The organism is Streptococcaceae bacterium ESL0729 (assembly GCA_029391995.1).
In the GTDB taxonomy this organism is placed as follows: Bacteria; Bacillota; Bacilli; order Lactobacillales; family Streptococcaceae; genus Floricoccus.
In genome coordinates this window covers 917916-936724 of record CP113924.1, presented here as the reverse complement: position 1 = coordinate 936724, position 18809 = coordinate 917916, and the positions used below count along the sequence as shown (strand labels likewise).

Genomic DNA, 18809 nt, shown 5'->3' with positions numbered 1-18809 from the left:
AACACTTTAGGGTGTTCTTTTTTTTATATTATATGTTACAATAACCCAAAGCTTGGGCCAAAACCTAAGCTAAAAAATCTTTGTAATTTGTAGGAAAATGAATAAGAAAAGAAGTTAAACTAAGGAAAATTAAACCAAGAGAGGAGTATTAATGACTTTAGAGTTAGAAAATGTCAGCAAGACCTTTGGCACCAAAAAAGCTGTTGATAATTTAAATATGACAGTAAGGCCTGGTGAGGTCATGGGGCTGATTGGACAAAATGGAGCCGGTAAGACGACTACCTTTAGGATGATTTTAGATTTTATAAATGCTGACAAGGGTTCAAAAATCAGCTGGCAGGGTCAAAAAATCACAGGAAGTCTTAAAAAGAAGATTGGATTTTTACCAGAGGAGCGTGGTCTTTATCAGAAGGTAACTGTGGAAGATCAAATTATCTATTTTGCAGAACTTCATGGGATGAAGAGAGCTGACGCCAAGGAAAAATTATTAAAGTGGATGGACACCCTTGAGGTTGTAGGTAAGGTTACCGACAAGGTTCAAAGCCTTTCCAAGGGGAATGCCCAAAAAATCCAGTTGATTGCAACAATTATTCATGAACCTGAATTTTTAATATTAGACGAGCCCTTTACAGGTCTTGATCCCGTCAATACTGCCCTTATGATGCAGGAGATTAACCGTCTAAAGGATAAGGGAGCAGCCATTATTTTTTCAAGTCATAATATGGATGGGGTCGAGCGACTATCAGATAATCTAACCATGCTGAAGCAGGGGCGGGCTGTCCTTCAAGGAGATATCGGCCACATTAGAAATCAATTCGGCCGGACAGAAATTTACTTGGAATCTCCAGATTCTGATGAGAGCCTCCTAGCTCTTGATGGAGTTTTAAGCCTTAATAAAAGCGGTCAAGGACGACTTTTGAAGCTTAGGGATGCTGAAGCAGGGCATGGGGTCTTTAGCTATGTTAGTCGAAATGGCTATGTTCAGTCCTTTGTCCAGTCACCTCCAAGTCTTGATGAAATTTTCAGAAGGGAGGTTGCTGTAAATGATTAGAGAAACATTTATTGTCGCAAGACAGGTCTACAAGTCAAGAATTAAGTCCATTGGTTACTGGGGCATTGTTTTATCTCCTTTGACAGTTGCCCTAATTGGGATTGGTCTAACCTTCTTATTTATGAATCTTCAAGATTCAGGTGCTCCAAAACTAGCCATTGTCAATGAACCTGCCCTAAGTAAGTTCATTGAAGGTGAAGGTGCTCAAAAGCTTGAGCTTTCAGATGTGGCAAATGCCCAGGCTGCTCAAGAGCAACTTGATAAGGAAGAGATTGACGGCTACCTTGAGGATACAGATGGCAAATATAGTCTAATCGTTTCAAGTCAAGCCAATGCCAAGGTAGATGAAAGTTCAATCAGGAAAATTTTAAACCAATATCAATTTTTAGCCCAGGCTCAAAAACTCAATTTGACCAGTGATCAAATTGCAGCCCTTGAAAAAAATGCTGATCTGACCGTTAAAAGTGTTGATAAAAAAGGTGATGACAAGGTGGGAGGAGTCGTAGCTAATGCGGCTAATTCCTTGGTAAGTACCATTACAGGTATTTTTATCTTTACCCTTTTAACCATCTATGTGGGAATGATTGCCCAGGAAATCGCCAATGAAAAATCTTCAAGAATCATGGAAATTCTTCTAGCAGCAACTAGTGCTAAAGTCCAGTACTACGGAAAACTATTTGGTATCTTTGCCCTAGCCTGCACTCAGATACTGATTTACCTTGCTAGTGGTCTAGTAGCCTATTTCTTCCTTAGGAAAAATGAGCTGGTGGCCATTGGTCTATCCTTTATTTCAGGTGTCGACCTATCTTTTATAGCCATTACAATTGTTATGGTACTAGTTGCCCTCTTTGGTTATTTGGTTCTAGCATCAATTGTGGCCTCTTTAGTTAATGATCAAAGTCAAGTTCAGCAAGCTGTAGCTCCAGTTACCTATCTTTCAATGGTCGGATACCTCATTGGATTTGGAGTTTCTGGCTCTCCTGGAAACTTAATTATCAAAATCCTGTCCTATGTGCCCTTTATCTCGCAATCCCTCATGCCAACAAGGCTTGCCATTCAGTATGCTAGCATGAAGGAAGCGATTATTGCCCTTGTAATTGAAATTTTTACTGTCTTTTTGGTTACCAAGGGAGCTGAAAAAATATATGCTAGAAATGTCTTAAGTTATAGCGATGATAAGATTATTCGCCAGCTAATAAACAATTTTAAAAACCGATAAACTAAAATCCCCGAGTAAAATTGGGGATTTTTTCGTATAGACTTATAAAGGAGTTATGTAAGATGGAAATGAAAGATTATCTCAAGACATTAAGGAAAAATAAATATTTTTTATCAGGCTCACTGGCAGTCGTCGTTCTAAGTTTAAGTATTTTTGCCTTCCTACTAGTAAATGAAAAAGGAGTAAGTAGAAAAGACCAGGAGATGGACAGTAGTAGCCTTTTAAAGGAATTTGAACAAAAGGAACAAGAAAATCAAGAAGCTGATAGTGATGATGGTAGTAAAGGAAGGCAAGAATTTTTAATGGTTGATGTCAAGGGTGAAGTTATGAATCCTGGGATTTACAAGCTAAAGCTTGATTCAAGGGTTGACGATGCCCTAAAACTTGCAGGTGGTATCAGCCAGGATGGTGATCCCAAATCTATCAATCTAGCCCAAAAATTGAGCGATGAGATGGTTGTTTATGTGGCGAAAATTGGTGATGAATCAGCTCCTACAGGCAGTGAAAAAAATCAACCAAACCTTGCTTCTAGTAAGGAAGACCAAGTCAATAAGGTAAACATTAATACAGCTGATTTGGCAGAACTTCAGACTTTGCCTGGCGTAGGCCTTAAAAAAGCCCAAGATATTCTTAGCTACCGCCAGGAAAATGGCAATTTTAAAAGTGCAGATGATCTAAAGAAGGTTGGCGGTTTTGGCAGTAAATCCCTTGAAAAATTAAAAGATAGCATTCTTATTAAATAAGAATAAGAGATAAGAATAAGAGATAGCCTATGAAAAAAATGTACCTAATTTGTCCCCTAGTTTTAGCCTACTATAGTGTTTTTTGCTTTAATTTCTTAAATTTAAGCTTCTTACTTATTGCCTTCATCCTGCTTTTTAAAAATTTTGATTATCGCTATCCTTTAATTGTTCTGTTCTTTCTGGCCTATTTTTTCCTGGTTAATTTGTGGCAGGAAAGACGAATTAAACTTAGTGATAGCCCTGTAAGTAGTTTGACTGTCAAGGTTGATAGTATCGATATTAATGGTGATCAACTATCATTTATTGGGCGAAATAAGGCGGGTAACTACCAATCCTTTTATAAAATTAAATCGAAGGAGGAGCAAAAAAAGCTAAAGGGCCTGCAAGCTAATCTTATTTTTGACGTTTCAGCAAGCCTTAGTCGGCCTGAAAAAAGGCGAAATGAAAATGGTTTTGACTACCGAAAGTATCTGGCAACAAGGGGAATCTATCAGCTCCTTAATATAGAAGAGATAAGGCAGGTAAGGGTTCAAAGGACCGTTAATCCTTTGAAATTACTGGAGTCTTTAAGGAAAAGATTAATTGACTATATTGAACAGGTAATACCAAAGCCCATGGATAAGTATATGCTGAGCCTGATTTTAGGTTTTTACAGCCGGGAATTTTCCGAGGTGCGTGATTTATATACGGGTCTTGGCATAGTCCATCTTTTTGCCCTAAGTGGTGTCCATGTTAATTTTTTTCTCAAAAAGCTAAGATGGCTCTTTTTAAGGCTTGGTCTAAGTACCCAGGTAAGTAATATCGCTCTTTTGCTCTTATCCATAATATATGGTGGCCTAGCTGGCTTTTCCATATCTGTTAGCCGGAGCTTACTGCAAAAAAATCTATCAAATTATGGAGTAAAGGGCCTGGAAAATTTTTCCTTAACCCTTATGGTTTTCCTCCTTGTAAGGCCCAGTTTTCTTTTGACTGAAGCTGGTGTCCTGTCCTTCTTCCTGTCATTTGCCATAAGTCTTGTGGGCCAAAAAATAAATCTTCAAAGTAAAATGTGGGATCAACTTGTAAAGTCAGCCGTCCTCTCCCTGCTAGCAGCTCCCCTGACGATTTACTTTTTCTATAGTTTTCAACCCCTGACCATTGTCTTAACCCCTATTTTTGGTTTTCTTTTTACCAGTCTCTTGCTTCCAGTCCTTGTTTTTTGTCTTCTTGTAAGCTTTATTTTTCCTATTCTTTTAGCTCCCTGTAACCATCTTTTTATCTACCTAGAAGCTTTGGCTACAGGGCTTGATAGCAGGTCAATCAAAGCCATAGTTTTTGGAAAACCAGCACTTTTTATCCTCATCTTAGTTTTCTTGGGTCTCTTTTATTTAATAGATAATTTTAGCAAAAAAAGAATGATTATCTTAGCTCCGCTCTTACTTGCCCTCCTATTTTTAAATAAATTTTCGCAAGCTACCTACCTGTCACTTGTCGATGTTGGTCAAGGGGATAGTATCTTTTTAAGGGACAAATACAACCAAAATAATGTCCTAATTGATCTTGGAGGGAGTCTTGCTTTACCTTCCAAGGAAAAGTGGTCTAATCGAAAAAAGCAGGCAAATGCTAAAAGAACCTTAATTCCTTATTTAAAGAGTAAGGGAGTTGGAAAGATTGATACCTTAGTTATAACCCATGCCCACGAAGATCATATGGGAGACCTTTTGGAGCTTGCAAAAAACTTTAAGCTTAAGGAGATTTGGTTAACTAAAGGAGCTTTGAAGAATAATGTCTTACTTGAAAAATTAAGGAAAATTGATGGAAAAACAAAAATTCATTTAGCAAGACCGGGTGAGGAGCTGAAAATATTTAATTCTAAATTACAGGTTCTTTCACCACCCAAGGAAGGACTGGCAAAGGAGTTTGGGACCAATAATGACTCCCTAGTCCTTTACGGGCAACTTTTTACCAAGAATTTCTTATTTACGGGGGATTTAGAAGAAGAAGGGGAGGAGCTTTTGATGGCAACCTATCCCAAACTCCCTGTTGATGTACTAAAGGCTGGTCATCATGGTAGTAAAACTAGCTCCTCAGAAGCCTTCTTAAAGCATATCAATCCTCAAATTGCCCTTATATCTTGTGGGCAAAAAAATATCTACAAACATCCCAATCAGGAGACCTTGGACAGGTTTGAAAAAAATGGTATAGCTACATTTAGGACAGATTTAGATGGGCAGATAATAATTAAGGGACAGGGGAAGCATTTTTCCATTAAAAAGATGAAATAAAGGGGATTATGGGCTAAAAAAATAACTTTCAGCAAGTGCCGAATTATTTTCAATAAAAGCTCGAAAACTATTTGACAAAAGGGAAAAAAAGGACTAGAATTTCATTGTTCAATTGATATCTTACGCTTATATCAAAAATAAAAGAAAGAGGTTTTTACACATGGTAGGAATTGGTGTCGGCTTAGTTGCTGGACTTGCAGCTCTTGGAGCAGCTATTGGGAATGGATTGATTGCATCAAGCTTTATACAATCAGCAGCGCGTCAACCAGAAATGGAAGATAAGCTTCGTGGAGCAATGTTTATTGGAGCAGCCCTTGTTGAAGGACTTGCAATCATTGCAATCGTTATTGCATTCTTACTTCTAGGTAAATTTTAGTAGTCAAGTATAACTGGAGGTACAATAATGGGTGACGAAAAAGACCTCGTCTTTAATATTGGCCCTATTTATTTTGATGGTACCGTTCTTTTGATGACCGTCTTGGCATGTACAATTGTATTTGGTTTGGTCTTTTGGGCCAGCCGCAACATGCAAATCAAGCCCAAGGGCAAGCAAAATGTCCTTGAATGGGTTGTTGATTTCACTAATAAGATAGTAAGAGATAATGCTGGAGCTGGCGAAATTAATAAATTTGGTCCCCTGGCTTTTGTTCTTTTTACCTTCTTGTTGGTCGCAAATAACATTGGTTTGGTCACAAAATTAGTTACAAAAGATGGAATTTCTCTTTGGAAGAGCCCAACAGCTGACCCAGGTATTACCCTAGGTCTAGCTTTGATGGTTGTTCTTTTAAGTAACTTTATGGGTGTTGAGCATTTTGGATTTAAGAAATATATTAAAAACAGTTTCCTAACTCCGATTGTTACATCACCTTTTAATGTCTTAGAAGAATTCACAAATTTCTTAACCCTTGGATTGCGTCTATATGGTAATATCTTTGCGGGTGAAATTTTACTTGGACTCTTAACCAGCATGGGACACGGAAACCCAATCATGTTAGGACTTGCCCTTGTTTTGGAAGTTCTATGGACTGCTTTTTCAATCTTTATTTCATGCTTGCAGGCATACATCTTTGTAACGCTAACAATGGTTTACATTTCACATAAAATAGAGCTAAAAGATTAAGGGGTAGGTAAAATGTTTATAATGTTGGAAGCTACTGAAAAAAGCACCATGCTTGGAGATATCTTTGTAGCTACTGGGGCTGTCTTAATCTTGATGGTCCTTATTAAGAAGTTTGCTTGGGGTGCAATTACAAACATCTTTGAGCAAAGGGCTAAAAAAATATCAGATGATATTGATGGTGCAGAAGCAGCTAGAGCAAAGGCTGAAGAGCTTGCTAAGCGTCGTGAAGCTGAACTTTCAACTAGCCGTAAAGAAGCTAGTCAAATTTTAAAGGACGCGACAGCTACTGCAAATACAAGTAGTGATAAAATAATTACAGAAGCACGTGAGGAAGCTATTATCCTTAAAAAACGTGCGGCAGAGGAAATTTCAAGAGAACATGATGAAGCCCTCTTAAATGTTAAAGGTGAGATTGCTGATATTTCAGTTAAACTTGCTGAAAAATTAATTGGGAATTCACTTGATGAGAAGTCACAATCAGGATTGATTGATGCCTACCTTGAAAAACTAGGCAATGAGTAGGAGAGCTTATGAGTTTAATTGTATCAAATAGGTACAGTAAGGCCTTGCTGGAAGCTTTTGCTGATGCTGGAAAAATTGATGAACTTACCGAGGAAGTAGAAGCTTTAATTGAGATCATTGATCAAACAAATCTAATGACCTTCATCCTCGATAATTCATATGCACAATCGAAAAAGGAAGCACTTATTAATAGCCTTGGTGAGAATTTTTCTAAGGAATTAGCTAATTTTCTTAAACTATTAATAGTAAATAAAAGAATCTCTTCATTAGAAGAAATTTTAAAACAGACCCTTTTAAAAATTGATGATCTTAAGGGAATTGCAGAAGTTGAAGTTATTTCAGCCGTGCCACTAACAAGTGGGCAGCTTGAAAAAGTAAGGGCTATTGCCATTAAAAAATTCAACTTAAAAGATGTCGAAATTGTTAATAGCTTGGATCAAAAGATTATCGGTGGCATGGTTTTAAAAAGCCGTGGTAAGATAATTGATTCAAGTATTAAGGCACAATTATTAAAATTAACACAGGAAATAATGTAGGAGGCGGTGAAAAATTTGGCTATTAATGCTAATGAAATCAGCTCGCTCTTAAAAGAGCAAATTGAAAATTTTACTCCAGATTTTTCAGTTGCTGAGACAGGTATAATCACATATATTGGGGATGGTATTGCTCGTGCGCATGGTCTTGAAAATGCGATGAGTGGAGAACTTCTTGAGTTTTCAAATGGTTCTTACGGAATGGCTCAAAATTTGGAGTCAACTGATATCGGTATCATTATCCTTGGTGATTACAGCTCTATTCGTGAGGGTGATACTGTCAAAAGAACTGGTAAAATCATGGAAGTTCCAGTTGGAGAAGCACTGATTGGACGTGTTGTAAATCCACTTGGACAACCAATCGATGGTCTTGGTGATATTAAGACTGATAAATCTCGTCCCGTTGAATACCCAGCACCGGGTGTAATGCAACGTAAATCAGTTAACCAACCACTTCAAACTGGTATCAAGGCGATTGATGCCCTTGTTCCAATTGGACGTGGTCAACGTGAACTTATCATTGGTGACCGTCAAACTGGTAAAACAAGTATCGCAATCGATACAATCCTTAACCAAAAAGGTAAGGATATGATTTGTATCTACGTAGCCATCGGTCAAAAAGAATCAACTGTCCGTAACCAGGTTGAGACCCTTAAAAAATACGGTGCTATGGATTACACAATCGTAATGACAGCTGGTGCTAGTCAACCAGCTCCCCTTCTATATCTAGCTCCTTACTCTGGAGCTGCTATGGGTGAGGAATTCATGTACAACGGAAAACATGTTTTAATCGTTTATGATGACTTAACAAAACAAGCCGTTGCCTACCGTGAATTGTCACTTCTTCTTCGCCGTCCTCCAGGTCGTGAGGCCTACCCAGGGGATGTATTCTACTTGCATTCACGTCTTTTAGAGCGTGCTGCTCAACTTTCTGATGAACTTGGTGGTGGTTCAATGACTGCCCTTCCATTTATTGAAACTCAAGCAGGGGACATTTCAGGATATATTGCGACAAACGTAATCTCAATCACTGATGGACAAATCTTCCTAGAAACAGATTTATTCTACTCAGGTATTCGTCCAGCCATTGATGCAGGATCTTCTGTATCTCGTGTTGGTGGTAGTGCCCAAATTAAGGCAATGAAGAAGGTATCAGGTACCTTACGTCTTGACCTTGCAAGTTACAGGGAGTTAGAGGCCTTCACTCAGTTTGGTAGTGACCTCGATGCTGCAACTCAGGCTAAATTAAGCCGTGGACGCCGCACAATTGAAATCTTGAAGCAACCACTTCATGAGCCACTACCAGTTGAAAAAGAAGTTTTAGTTCTTTATGCTTTAACTCATGGTTTCTTAGACAGCATCCCAGTGGATAACATTCTAGAATTCCAAGATCAATTATTTGATTTCTTTGATACCAAGCATGCAGATCTTTTACAAACAATTGTTGAAACAAAAGATTTACCAGATCAAGCCTTGCTTGATGGAGCAATTGAAGAATTTAAAAATACTACAAGCTTTAAATAGGAGGGCAGACAATGGGTGCTTCTCTTAATGAGATAAAAACAAAAATTGAATCAACAAAAAAGACTAGCCAGATAACTGGTGCCATGCAGATGGTATCAGCTGCCAAGCTTTCAAAGTCAGAAGAAAGTGCTAAAAACTTCCAGATATATGCTCAAAAAGTCCGCTCAATCACTACCGATTTACTGGCTGGTGAGCATATAAGTGACAGTCAAAATCCAATGTTGATTAGTCGTCCTGTTAAAAGTACAGGATATATTGTAATTACCAGTGATAAGGGTCTTGTTGGAGGTTATAATTCAACCATCCTTAAAACAGTAATGCAGATGCTAAATGATGATCACGATAGCCAAAATGAATATTCAATTTTAGCCTTAGGTGGAACAGGAGCTGACTTTTTCAAGGCACGTGGGATTGATGTGGCTTACGAGCTTCGTGGTCTTTCAGACCAACCATCATTTGATGAGGTTAGAAGCATTGTGTCTACAGCTGTCGGCATGTATCAAAATGAAATTTTTGATGAGCTCTATGTATGTTATACCCACCATATAAATAGTATTACAAGTCAGGTTCGGGTGGAAAAAATGCTACCAATTAGTGATATTGATAGTAATGAAGCCCAGGCTCACCACAAGCAGTTTGAGCTTGAGCCAGACCGCGATGCTATTTTAGAGACACTTTTACCCCAGTACGCTGAAAGCATGATTTATGGATCAATTATTGATGCTAAAACAGCTGAACATGCTGCGGGGATGAGTGCCATGAAGACTGCAACCGACAATGCTAAAAATGTAATTGGTGACCTTACTATTCAATATAATAGGGCCCGCCAAGGAAGAATAACTCAAGAGATTATTGAGGTTGTTACTGGAGCAGCTGCTTTAGATTAACATTATTATCCAAACTCCAAATAATCAATAGGAGGAAATAAATGAGTTCTGGGAAAATTTCTCAGGTAATTGGACCGGTCGTTGACGTTGAGTTTGCGTCAACACAAGCCCTACCTGATATTAATAGTGCCTTAGTTGTCTACCGTGACAATAACGGCGAAAAACAAAAAATAGTTCTTGAAGTTGCTTTGGAACTTGGAGATAACGTTGTAAGGACCATTGCTATGGAATCAACAGATGGACTTACACGTGGTTTAGAAGTAGTAGATACTGGTAAACCAATCAGCGTGCCAGTTGGTACTGAAACTTTAGGGCGTGTTTTCAATGTCCTAGGTGATACAATTGACCTTGAAGCTGACCTTTCAGACGTTAAGAGAAATCCAATCCATAAAAAAGCACCAGCCTTCGATGAACTATCAACTTCAAATGATATCCTAGAAACTGGTATCAAAGTTATCGACCTTCTTGCCCCTTACCTTAAAGGTGGTAAGGTTGGACTATTCGGTGGTGCCGGAGTTGGTAAAACCGTTCTAATCCAGGAGCTTATCCACAATATTGCTCAAGAGCATGGTGGTATCTCTGTATTTACAGGGGTTGGGGAAAGAACACGTGAAGGTAACGACCTTTACAACGAAATGAAGGAATCAGGAGTTATCGAGAAAACGGCCATGGTATTTGGTCAGATGAATGAGCCGCCTGGTGCCCGTATGCGTGTAGCCCTAACAGGTCTTACAATTGCGGAATACTTCCGTGATGTAGAAGGACAAGATGTACTTCTCTTCATCGATAACATCTTCCGTTTCACTCAAGCAGGTTCTGAGGTATCAGCCCTTCTAGGACGTATGCCATCAGCCGTAGGTTACCAACCAACACTTGCTACTGAGATGGGACAACTTCAAGAGCGTATCACTTCAACTAAGAAGGGATCTGTAACTTCAATCCAAGCGATCTATGTGCCAGCCGATGACTACACTGACCCGGCTCCAGCTACAGCCTTCGCCCACCTGGATTCAACTACCAACCTTGAGCGTCGTCTTACTCAGATGGGTATCTACCCAGCCGTTGACCCACTAGCTTCAACATCACGTGCCCTTGCTCCTGAAATCGTCGGGAAAGAACACTATGAAGTTGCTACTGAAGTTCAACGTGTCCTTCAACGCTACCGCGAGCTTCAAGATATCATCGCCATCCTTGGTATGGATGAGCTTTCTGATGAGGAAAAAATCCTTGTTGGTCGTGCCCGTCGTATGCAATTCTTCCTTAGCCAAAACTTCAACGTGGCTGAACAGTTTACTGGTCAACCAGGTTCATATGTTCCAGTTAAGGAGACAGTTAAAGGATTCCGTGAAATCCTTGATGGTAAATACGATGATGTTCCAGAAGAAGCCTTCCGTAGTGTAGGTCCAATTGAAGATGTACTTGAAAAAGCGAAAACACTTCAAGTTTAAATTTCTAAAGAAAAGTAAATAAGAGGTGAATTATGGACTACATGACAGTGCAGGTAATAACTCCAGCTGGGGTTATCTACGATCACCACGCTCAGTTTGTACTTGTAAGTACTGAATCAGGAGAACTTGGTATTTATCCTAAGCACGTTCCGCTTATTGCTCCCCTAAAAATTGAAGAAGTTAAAATCAAGAGGATTGATGATGACTCTCACGTTGACTGGGTAGCCGTAAATGGAGGAATTGTTGAGGTTAATGATAATCTAATAACAATTGTCGCCGATTCTGCTGAACGTGAAAGAGACATTGATACAAGTCGTGCCGAAAGGGCAAGACAAAGGGCCGAAAGAATTATCGAAGAGGCCAAGGCCAAAGAAGATATTAATGAAGTTAGGCGTGCAGAAGTCGCCCTTCACCGTGCCCTTAACCGTATTAATGTATCAAAACATTTAGAATAAAAGAAAAAGAGTCCTAGGACTCTTTTTTGTTTGGAAGAATGATTGTAAAAGAACTACCCTCCCTTAATTTACTGATAAGCCTTACCTGGCCCTTAAGAAGGGAAGTATTATGCTGAACGATTGGCAAACCAAGCCCTGTCCCATCAGTAATATTTTTCCTAGCACTGTCGATTCGGTAAAATCTTTCAAATATCTTCTTTTGATCAATGAGTGAAATACCAGGGCCCTGGTCCTTAACCTCAAAATAAAGTTTGTTTTCTGCTTCCCTTAAGCTAATAATTACTTGCTTGGCTGGAGGACTATAAAAAATTGCATTTTCAATCAAATTTTTAGCAATCCCGTAAAAAAGCTCATAATTTGTTGGGTATTCTAGGGAAGATAAATTTTTAATAATTATCATCTGTTTGTCTTTGATTTGAATGGATAAATTATCCAGTACATCTTGGACTAAAAGATCAATTCTTATTTTTTCTTTGGTAATTTCTTTGGTATTTTTAGTCAATTTAAGGGTATCCTGGACTAGGTTTTCTAGTCTCTTGGCTTCTTTTTCAATGATTTGTCCAAATTCTTTGATTTGATCTGGGCTTAAGTCCTGATTGGCTATCAAATTAGAGAAACCAATAATTGAAGTTAGAGGGGTTTTTAATTCATGGGAGACATTAGCAACAAAGTTATCCTGGCTTATCTTTGCCTTGACAAGCTCGGTTACCTCTTGCATGCTGGCCAAGTAACTTGGTGTTTGTTTTGCCCCTGTAGGATTAATTTGTGCAAGCTTAACCTGGAAATACTTGTCCAAATTCTTAAAGTAAAACTGGCCCTGGCCCTCAGTTTTATCAATCAGATTGGCTAGAAGAAAGCTTAAAAACTCACTGTCAGAAGTGAAGGAGTTGATTTTCTCAATCTGGGGGAAGTTCCTTGAAAAGGCCTCGTTTTTCCCCAAGAGCCGTCCGCTAGATCCATAGACAAAGACTGGGAATTCAAATGTATCGATTAGCCTGCAAAGATTCTTATTCTCCCAATTTTTACTGGTCAAGGTCTTATGAACCTGGTCGGAGTAGCTATTGAATTGCTCCAAAATCTGATTGCCACTGTTGATAATAGTATGCTCCTGGTAGGGATTCAGCCTGAAATTATCAATTAATTTTTGGCTTTGGTCAATCTCCCTTCGCTGCTTAGCTTGCTCTTTTAGATAATAGCCTAAAAAAAGCAGGTAAAGGGCTAGTAAATAGGATGTCAAGATGATCAAAAATCCCCTATGAGAATTAAATTTTTGGCCAATCCTTATAACCTCAAGCTGATTTTGGCTAGCTTTTAAGGGGATGGACAGGTAAAGGTTACCGTCTACAAGGAGGTTTGCCTGCTTGCTGCCTTTAAAGACATTTTCGACATCCGCTGGCAAATTTTCAGTTGAAGTGTAGATTTTAACATTAGCAGGCAGGATAAAATCACTGCTGTCATTAATGTTAGAACTTACCTGCGTTAACTCACCTTCAAGCTCCTTCAATTGGGAAGTTAAAAATCCCTGGTAGCTTGTGTAGACCAAGAACAAGGAAGTTAATAGGTAGATGAGAGATAAGATAATAAATTTACTTTTAGCTTTCATACTTTATTTGTCAGCTTCCTTGAAAATATAGCCAAATCCCCTTTTTGTTTTAATATACTGGGGATTTTTTGGATCCTTTTCAATTTTTTCCCTTAATTTTGAAATATGAACCTCAACAATTCGGGTGTAGGCCAAATCATTTGCCTGGCCCCAAAAACGATTTAGGATTTCAGCCCTTGATAGGGGGGTATTTTGATTTTCAATCAAATAGGAAAGAAGATCAAATTCCCTTTTGGTCAAATTAATTTCTTCATTGGCTAGGTAGACCTCTTTTTTTACTAAATCGACTCTGAGGTCGTCAATCTGGATAATTTTATCCTCTTTTTTCTGGTAGTTGTGACTTCTTCGAATCAAGGACTTGGTTCGGGCCACAAGTTCAGGCGTTGAAAATGGCTTGTACATGTAATCGTCAACTCCTAGGTCAAAGCCCTGGAGCATGGTCTTTGAATCATCCTTGGCAGTCAAAATCAGAATGGGCGTGTAGATTTGATTTTTTCGCAACCTTTGGCTGACCTCAATTCCTGAAAGTCCAGGCATCATGAGATCAAGAATCAAGGCGTCAAAAAGACCAGTTTGAGCGAGTTCGTAGGCCATGAGGCCATCTTCAACCGTTATAACCTCGTAGTCTTCTTGGTTAAAGGTAAATTCAAGAAGAAAACGGATTGATTTATCATCATCAGCAATTAATATTTTTTTCATATTTTTATTCTAGCAAATATGCCCTTAAAAATAAATTCGATTGGGAAAATTTATTTGATGTCTTTCATTTACATTTACATAAAATTTACATTTACTTTATATAGACTTTACACACGAAAGATGGCTGATGGGTTAGAATATAAGGGTAGTAAAAATTAAAAACATAACTTTCGGGGGAAGAAATGAAAAAGAGTATAAAACTTGCTGGTCTGCTTACAATCTCACTACTAGGTCTTGCTGCATGTGGAGCAAAAACTGGTGGGCAGGCAGCAAAAGATGAGCCCATAAAAATTACCGCTGCTGGATCAACAGCCCTTCAACCTTTGGTTGAAAGTGCCAGCGAAGGATTTATGGAAAAAAATACAGGCTCACAAATCACTGTTCAAGGTGGTGGATCAGGTTTTGGTCTTTCTAATGTCCAAAATGGAGCTGTTCAAATCGGGAATTCAGACCTTTTTGCTGAAGAAAAGGATGGAATTGATGCGTCTGCCCTAGTTGATTACAAGGTTGCCGTTGTAGGAATTGTTCCGATTGCCCACAAGGATAGTGGAGTTCAAAACCTAACAAGTGCCCAACTTAAGGATATTTTCACAGGTAAGATTACCAACTGGAAGGAAGTTGGCGGAGTTGATCAGGCAATCACTGTTATCAATCGTGCTGAAGGATCAGGAACTCGTTTTAACTTTGAAAAATATGGCCTTGGTGAAGGGGTTAAAGTTATCAAATCGCAGGAGCAAGATTCATCAGGTGCTACTGTTAAGATGGTCGAACAAATCCCAGGAGCAATCAGCTATGTGGCTCTTTCAAACATTAAAAACTCAAGTGTCACTGCCCTTTCAATTGATAAGGTTCAAGCAAGTGAAGAAAATATTGAGAAAAATGAATGGAAAATCTGGGCCTATGAGCACATGTATACCTTGAAGGCTAAAGAAACTGATGGCCAAAAGAAATTCATCCAGTATGTAGCTGACAGTCATGATGCCATTAAGAAATTGGGTTACCTACCAATTGATGGTATGAAGGTTGTCCGTGACGCAGAAGGTAAGGTAGTCAACAAGTAATATCTGCTTTGACTAGAGGAAATATTATCTTAGACATTAGACTAGTAAGGACATTTATTGTCCTTTTTTCCATAAAAATTATATGATATTTAGTATTTTTTGGTAAAATAGAAGTGAAGTCTAAAATATGGAGATAATATGGATAAAAAAATTATAAGTTTAGTTAGTCTGTTAGGTGCCTTATTCCTAATGACTGGTTGTGCCAAGTGGATTGATAAGGGTGAGTCGATTACCGCAGTTGGATCAAGTGCCCTTCAACCTTTAGTCGAAACAGCAGCTGAATCTTACTCGCAAAAAAATCCAGGACGTTTTATTAATGTTCAAGGTGGTGGGTCAGGTACTGGTCTTTCACAGGTCCAAGCAGGTGCTGTCGAAATCGGAAATTCAGACCTGTTTGCGGAAGAGAAAAAAGGAGTAGACGCTTCAAAACTTGTTGACCATCGTGTAGCCGTTGTAGGAATTGTCCCAATTCTTAACAAGGACATCCAGGTTGACAATCTAAGTGTTGAACAGCTCCGCAAAATCTTTACTGGTGAATACACCAACTGGAAGGAAGTCGGCGGCCAGGATGAAAAAATTGTTCTAATCAACCGTGCAGCAGGAAGTGGAACCCGTGCAACCTTTGAAAAATGGGTTATGGACGGTAAGGCTGCTAAAGCTAGCCAGGAGCAGGATTCATCTGGGATGACCAAGCAGATTGTTGCCCAAACGCCTGGAGCTATCAGCTATCTTGCCTTTTCAAACATCGATGATTCAGTCAAAAAAATCAGCCTTAATGGGGCTCAGGCAACTGATGAAAATATAACGATTAACAAGTGGCCAATCTGGGCTTATGAACACATGTATACCAAAGGTGAGCCTGAAAGTCTTACCAAGGAGTTTTTAGATTATATTTTAAGTGATGAGATTCAAGGTTCAGTTGTTAAAAAAATGGGCTACATCCCAATTACAGCCATGACCGTTGAGCGTGATGTTGATGGAAATATAACTAAAAAGTAGGACTTAATTTTTTAAGTATTAAGGAATAATATGGAAAACGTAAAAATTAAAGAAAAATTACTATCAAAGTCAAAAAATTCAAGGCTGGAAAAATTTGGTAAAAGTATTACTTTTATCTGCATGGCCTTAATCGTCTTTGTTGTTGCAATGATTTTCTTATTTGTTGCTCAAAAAGGACTTTCAACCTTCTTTGTTGATAAAATTAACCCCTTTAACTTCCTCTTTGGAACCACTTGGAATCCAAGTGAGTTAGGCCCTGACGGAAAACCAATGGTCGGAGCCCTTCCAATGATTATGGGAAGCTTGATTGTAACTATTTTATCAGCCCTTCTAGCAACCCCCTTTGCCGTTGGTGCAGCTATCTTTATGACAGAGATTTCGCCAAAAAGAGGAGCTAAAATTTTACAGCCAGTAATTGAGCTTCTAGTCGGGATTCCATCAGTAGTGTATGGATTTGTGGGTCTTGCTGTTGTTGTACCTGCCGTTCGTAATACTTTTGGAGGGACAGGTTTTGGTATCCTAGCAGGAGTCTTTGTCCTCTTTGTTATGATTCTACCAACAGTAACAAGTATGACTGTTGACGCCATGAAGGCAGTGCCTAGACACTACAAGGAGGCGTCTTTGGGTCTTGGAGCTACTAGATGGCAAACCATCTCTAAGGTTCTTTTAAGGGCTGCAAGTCCAGGGATTTTAACAGCCGTGGTCTTTGGGATGGCTCGTGCCTTTGGTGAAGCCCTAGCCATTCAAATGGTCGTGGGAAATGCTGCTATCATGCCAACCAGCCTGATTAAGCCAGCAAGTACCCTAACAAGTGTCCTTACCCAAGGAATTGGAAATACCATCATGGGTACGGTTCAAAATAATGTCCTCTGGTCACTTGCACTCATATTACTTGCCATGTCACTAGTCTTTAATATCATTATGAGACTGATTGCCAACCGTGGTAAATTTTAGAAGGAATTAGTAGGAGATTAAAAAGTGAGTCCTAAAAAAGCAGATAAGATTGCAACACGTGTATTGTATGCAATCTCAGGAATAATTGTCTTGATTTTATCAGCCCTATTACTATATATCTTAGTAAGAGGGTTACCTCATATTAGCTGGAAATTCTTAACAAGTCCTGCCAAGGCCTATGAGGTTGGAGGAGGTATTGGAATTCAACTCTTCAATAGTGTCTTCCTTCTGATCATCACCATGTTAATAAGTTTTCCCCTATCTCTTGGAGCAGGAATTTACCTGTCTGAGTATGCCAATCAAAAGAGCAAACTAACAGGTCTTGTTAGAACATCAATTGAAATCTTAAGCTCACTTCCATCAGTTGTAGTCGGACTATTTGGATTTCTAATCTTTGTTGTTCAATTTGGTTACGGCTTTTCAATCATTTCAGGAGCCTTGGCTCTTACCGTCTTCAACCTTCCTCTTATGACAAGAAATGTCGAGGAAAGTCTAAAGGCCATCCACCATACTCAAAGGGAAGCAGGTCTTGCCCTTGGCCTATCACGCTGGGAAACAGTCATCCACGTAATTGTACCGGAAGCTCTTCCAGGAATTATTACAGGGGTGGTTCTAGCAAGTGGTCGTATCTTTGGTGAGGCAGCGGCCCTTATCTATACAGCAGGTCAATCTGCACCAGCCCTTGACTGGTCAAATTGGAATCCACTTTCAGTAGCAAGTCCAATCAGTATCTTCCGCCAGGCAGAAACTCTTGCCGTTCACATCTGGAAGGTCAATAGCGAGGGAACAGTTCCAGACGGAGCAGCAGTTTCAGCTGGAGCAAGTGCTGTCTTAGTATTATTTGTTCTACTATTTAATTTCTCAGCTCGTTTCATCGGTAAGAAATTACACAGTAAACTTACATCTGCGGGGTAAACATGTCTAAATATAATTGGGATGATCGTCACATCATAACCTTTGACGAAAAAAATATAGCCTTATCAACCAAGGATTTGAGAGTCTTTTATGGAGACTTTGAATCAATCCACGGAATTGATATGCAGTTTGAAAAAAATAAGATAACATCATTAATCGGGCCATCAGGATCAGGTAAGTCAACCTACCTAAGAAGCCTAAATCGTATGAATGATACAATCGATATTGCCCGTGTTACTGGGGAAATCAACTATGAGGGTGTAAACATTAATGATAAAAATGTTAATGTTTATGAGGCTAGAAAATGCATCGGCATGGTTTTCCAAAGACCTAATCCCTTTTCAAAATCAATCTATCAAAACATAACCTTTGCCCTAGAACGTCAGGGAATTAAGGATAAAAAAATTCTTGATGAGGTTGTTGAAACATCACTTAAACAGGCAGCCCTTTGGGAGCAGGTTAAAGATGACCTTAATAAATCAGCCCTAGCCCTTTCAGGTGGTCAACAGCAGCGTCTATGTATCGCCCGGGCCATTGCTGTAAAACCTGATATCCTTCTTATGGATGAGCCAGCCAGTGCCCTTGATCCCATTTCAACCATGCAGATTGAAGAGACCATGGCTGACCTTAAAAAGGATTATACAATTATCATCGTAACCCACAACATGCAACAAGCAGCTCGTGCCAGCGATTATACAGGATTCATGTATTCAGGTGATTTGATTGAGTATGACAAGACAAGTAAAATCTTTACAAATCCTAAATTAAACTCAACAGCTGACTATGTATCAGGACACTTTGGATAGGAGAGA

At 39.0% G+C, this 18809-nt stretch carries 19 protein-coding genes; 17 read left to right on the top strand and 2 right to left on the bottom strand.

Annotated elements, in window-relative coordinates; genetic code table 11:
• The first annotated feature begins 151 nt into the window (after positions 1-151).
• The 12 genes from OZX68_04680 to OZX68_04625 all read left to right on the top strand — a co-directional run bounded on the left by OZX68_04680 (position 152) and on the right by OZX68_04625 (position 11766).
• A complete protein-coding gene (locus OZX68_04680; protein WEV60225.1) occupies positions 152-1051 on the top strand; it encodes an ABC transporter ATP-binding protein in 900 nt (299 codons plus the stop codon).
• Positions 1044-2270: an ABC transporter permease gene (locus tag OZX68_04675; GenBank protein WEV60224.1), complete on the top strand. Its 1227-nt coding sequence runs from the start codon at positions 1044-1046 to the stop codon at positions 2268-2270. Before OZX68_04680 ends, OZX68_04675 begins: the two co-directional genes overlap by 8 nt.
• Before the next feature lie 62 nt (positions 2271-2332).
• A complete protein-coding gene (locus tag OZX68_04670; protein WEV60223.1) occupies positions 2333-3013 on the top strand; it encodes a helix-hairpin-helix domain-containing protein in 681 nt (226 codons plus the stop codon).
• A gap of 29 nt (positions 3014-3042) precedes the next feature.
• On the top strand, positions 3043-5277 hold the full coding sequence (locus OZX68_04665; protein ID WEV60222.1) for a DNA internalization-related competence protein ComEC/Rec2: 2235 nt from the start codon (positions 3043-3045) through the stop codon (positions 5275-5277).
• Between the two features lie 160 nt (positions 5278-5437).
• Positions 5438-5653, top strand: coding sequence for a F0F1 ATP synthase subunit C (gene atpE, locus OZX68_04660; protein WEV60221.1), 216 nt, complete (start codon positions 5438-5440; stop codon positions 5651-5653).
• 27 nt (positions 5654-5680) lie between these two features.
• A complete protein-coding gene (gene atpB, locus OZX68_04655) occupies positions 5681-6397 on the top strand; it encodes a F0F1 ATP synthase subunit A (protein WEV60220.1) in 717 nt (238 codons plus the stop codon).
• A gap of 12 nt (positions 6398-6409) precedes the next feature.
• Positions 6410-6919 (top strand): F0F1 ATP synthase subunit B, encoded by a 510-nt coding sequence (gene atpF / locus OZX68_04650; protein WEV60219.1) that lies wholly within the window; start codon positions 6410-6412, stop codon positions 6917-6919.
• A gap of 8 nt (positions 6920-6927) precedes the next feature.
• The gene (locus OZX68_04645) at positions 6928-7455 is read left to right on the top strand and encodes a F0F1 ATP synthase subunit delta (protein ID WEV60218.1); all 528 of its coding nucleotides are present in this window, start codon (positions 6928-6930) and stop codon (positions 7453-7455) included.
• A 15-nt stretch (positions 7456-7470) separates the two neighbouring features.
• A complete protein-coding gene (gene atpA / locus OZX68_04640) occupies positions 7471-8976 on the top strand; it encodes a F0F1 ATP synthase subunit alpha (protein WEV60217.1) in 1506 nt (501 codons plus the stop codon).
• An 11-nt stretch (positions 8977-8987) separates the two neighbouring features.
• On the top strand, positions 8988-9863 hold the full coding sequence (locus OZX68_04635) for a F0F1 ATP synthase subunit gamma (GenBank protein WEV60216.1): 876 nt from the start codon (positions 8988-8990) through the stop codon (positions 9861-9863).
• A 41-nt stretch (positions 9864-9904) separates the two neighbouring features.
• The gene (atpD, locus tag OZX68_04630) at positions 9905-11311 is read left to right on the top strand and encodes a F0F1 ATP synthase subunit beta (GenBank protein WEV60215.1); all 1407 of its coding nucleotides are present in this window, start codon (positions 9905-9907) and stop codon (positions 11309-11311) included.
• Between the two features lie 32 nt (positions 11312-11343).
• Positions 11344-11766 carry a F0F1 ATP synthase subunit epsilon gene (locus OZX68_04625; protein ID WEV60214.1) on the top strand — a complete coding sequence of 141 codons (423 nt, stop codon included), beginning with the start codon at positions 11344-11346 and terminating at the stop codon, positions 11764-11766.
• Positions 11767-11779: 13 nt separating this feature from the next.
• On the opposite strand, the gene OZX68_04620 is transcribed toward OZX68_04625, so the two are convergent.
• A complete protein-coding gene (locus OZX68_04620) occupies positions 11780-13369 on the bottom strand; it encodes a HAMP domain-containing sensor histidine kinase (GenBank protein ID WEV60213.1) in 1590 nt (529 codons plus the stop codon).
• Between the two features lie 3 nt (positions 13370-13372).
• A complete protein-coding gene (locus OZX68_04615) occupies positions 13373-14068 on the bottom strand; it encodes a response regulator transcription factor (protein ID WEV60212.1) in 696 nt (231 codons plus the stop codon).
• A 182-nt stretch (positions 14069-14250) separates the two neighbouring features.
• On the opposite strand from OZX68_04615, the gene OZX68_04610 reads away from it, so the two are divergent.
• The 5 genes from OZX68_04610 to pstB all read left to right on the top strand — a co-directional run bounded on the left by OZX68_04610 (position 14251) and on the right by pstB (position 18803).
• Entirely contained in the window at positions 14251-15129 is an 879-nt protein-coding gene (locus OZX68_04610; protein WEV60211.1) for a phosphate ABC transporter substrate-binding protein, read from the top strand.
• A 138-nt stretch (positions 15130-15267) separates the two neighbouring features.
• Positions 15268-16128, top strand: a complete 861-nt coding sequence (locus OZX68_04605) for a phosphate ABC transporter substrate-binding protein PstS family protein (GenBank protein ID WEV60210.1) — start codon at positions 15268-15270, stop codon at positions 16126-16128.
• Between the two features lie 30 nt (positions 16129-16158).
• The gene (gene pstC, locus OZX68_04600; protein ID WEV60209.1) at positions 16159-17082 is read left to right on the top strand and encodes a phosphate ABC transporter permease subunit PstC; all 924 of its coding nucleotides are present in this window, start codon (positions 16159-16161) and stop codon (positions 17080-17082) included.
• A 24-nt stretch (positions 17083-17106) separates the two neighbouring features.
• Complete coding sequence (gene pstA, locus OZX68_04595; GenBank protein ID WEV60208.1) at positions 17107-17997, top strand: phosphate ABC transporter permease PstA; 891 nt, start codon at positions 17107-17109, stop codon at positions 17995-17997.
• 2 nt (positions 17998-17999) lie between these two features.
• Positions 18000-18803 (top strand): phosphate ABC transporter ATP-binding protein PstB, encoded by an 804-nt coding sequence (gene pstB, locus OZX68_04590; protein ID WEV60207.1) that lies wholly within the window; start codon positions 18000-18002, stop codon positions 18801-18803.
• Positions 18804-18809: the final 6 nt, after the last annotated feature.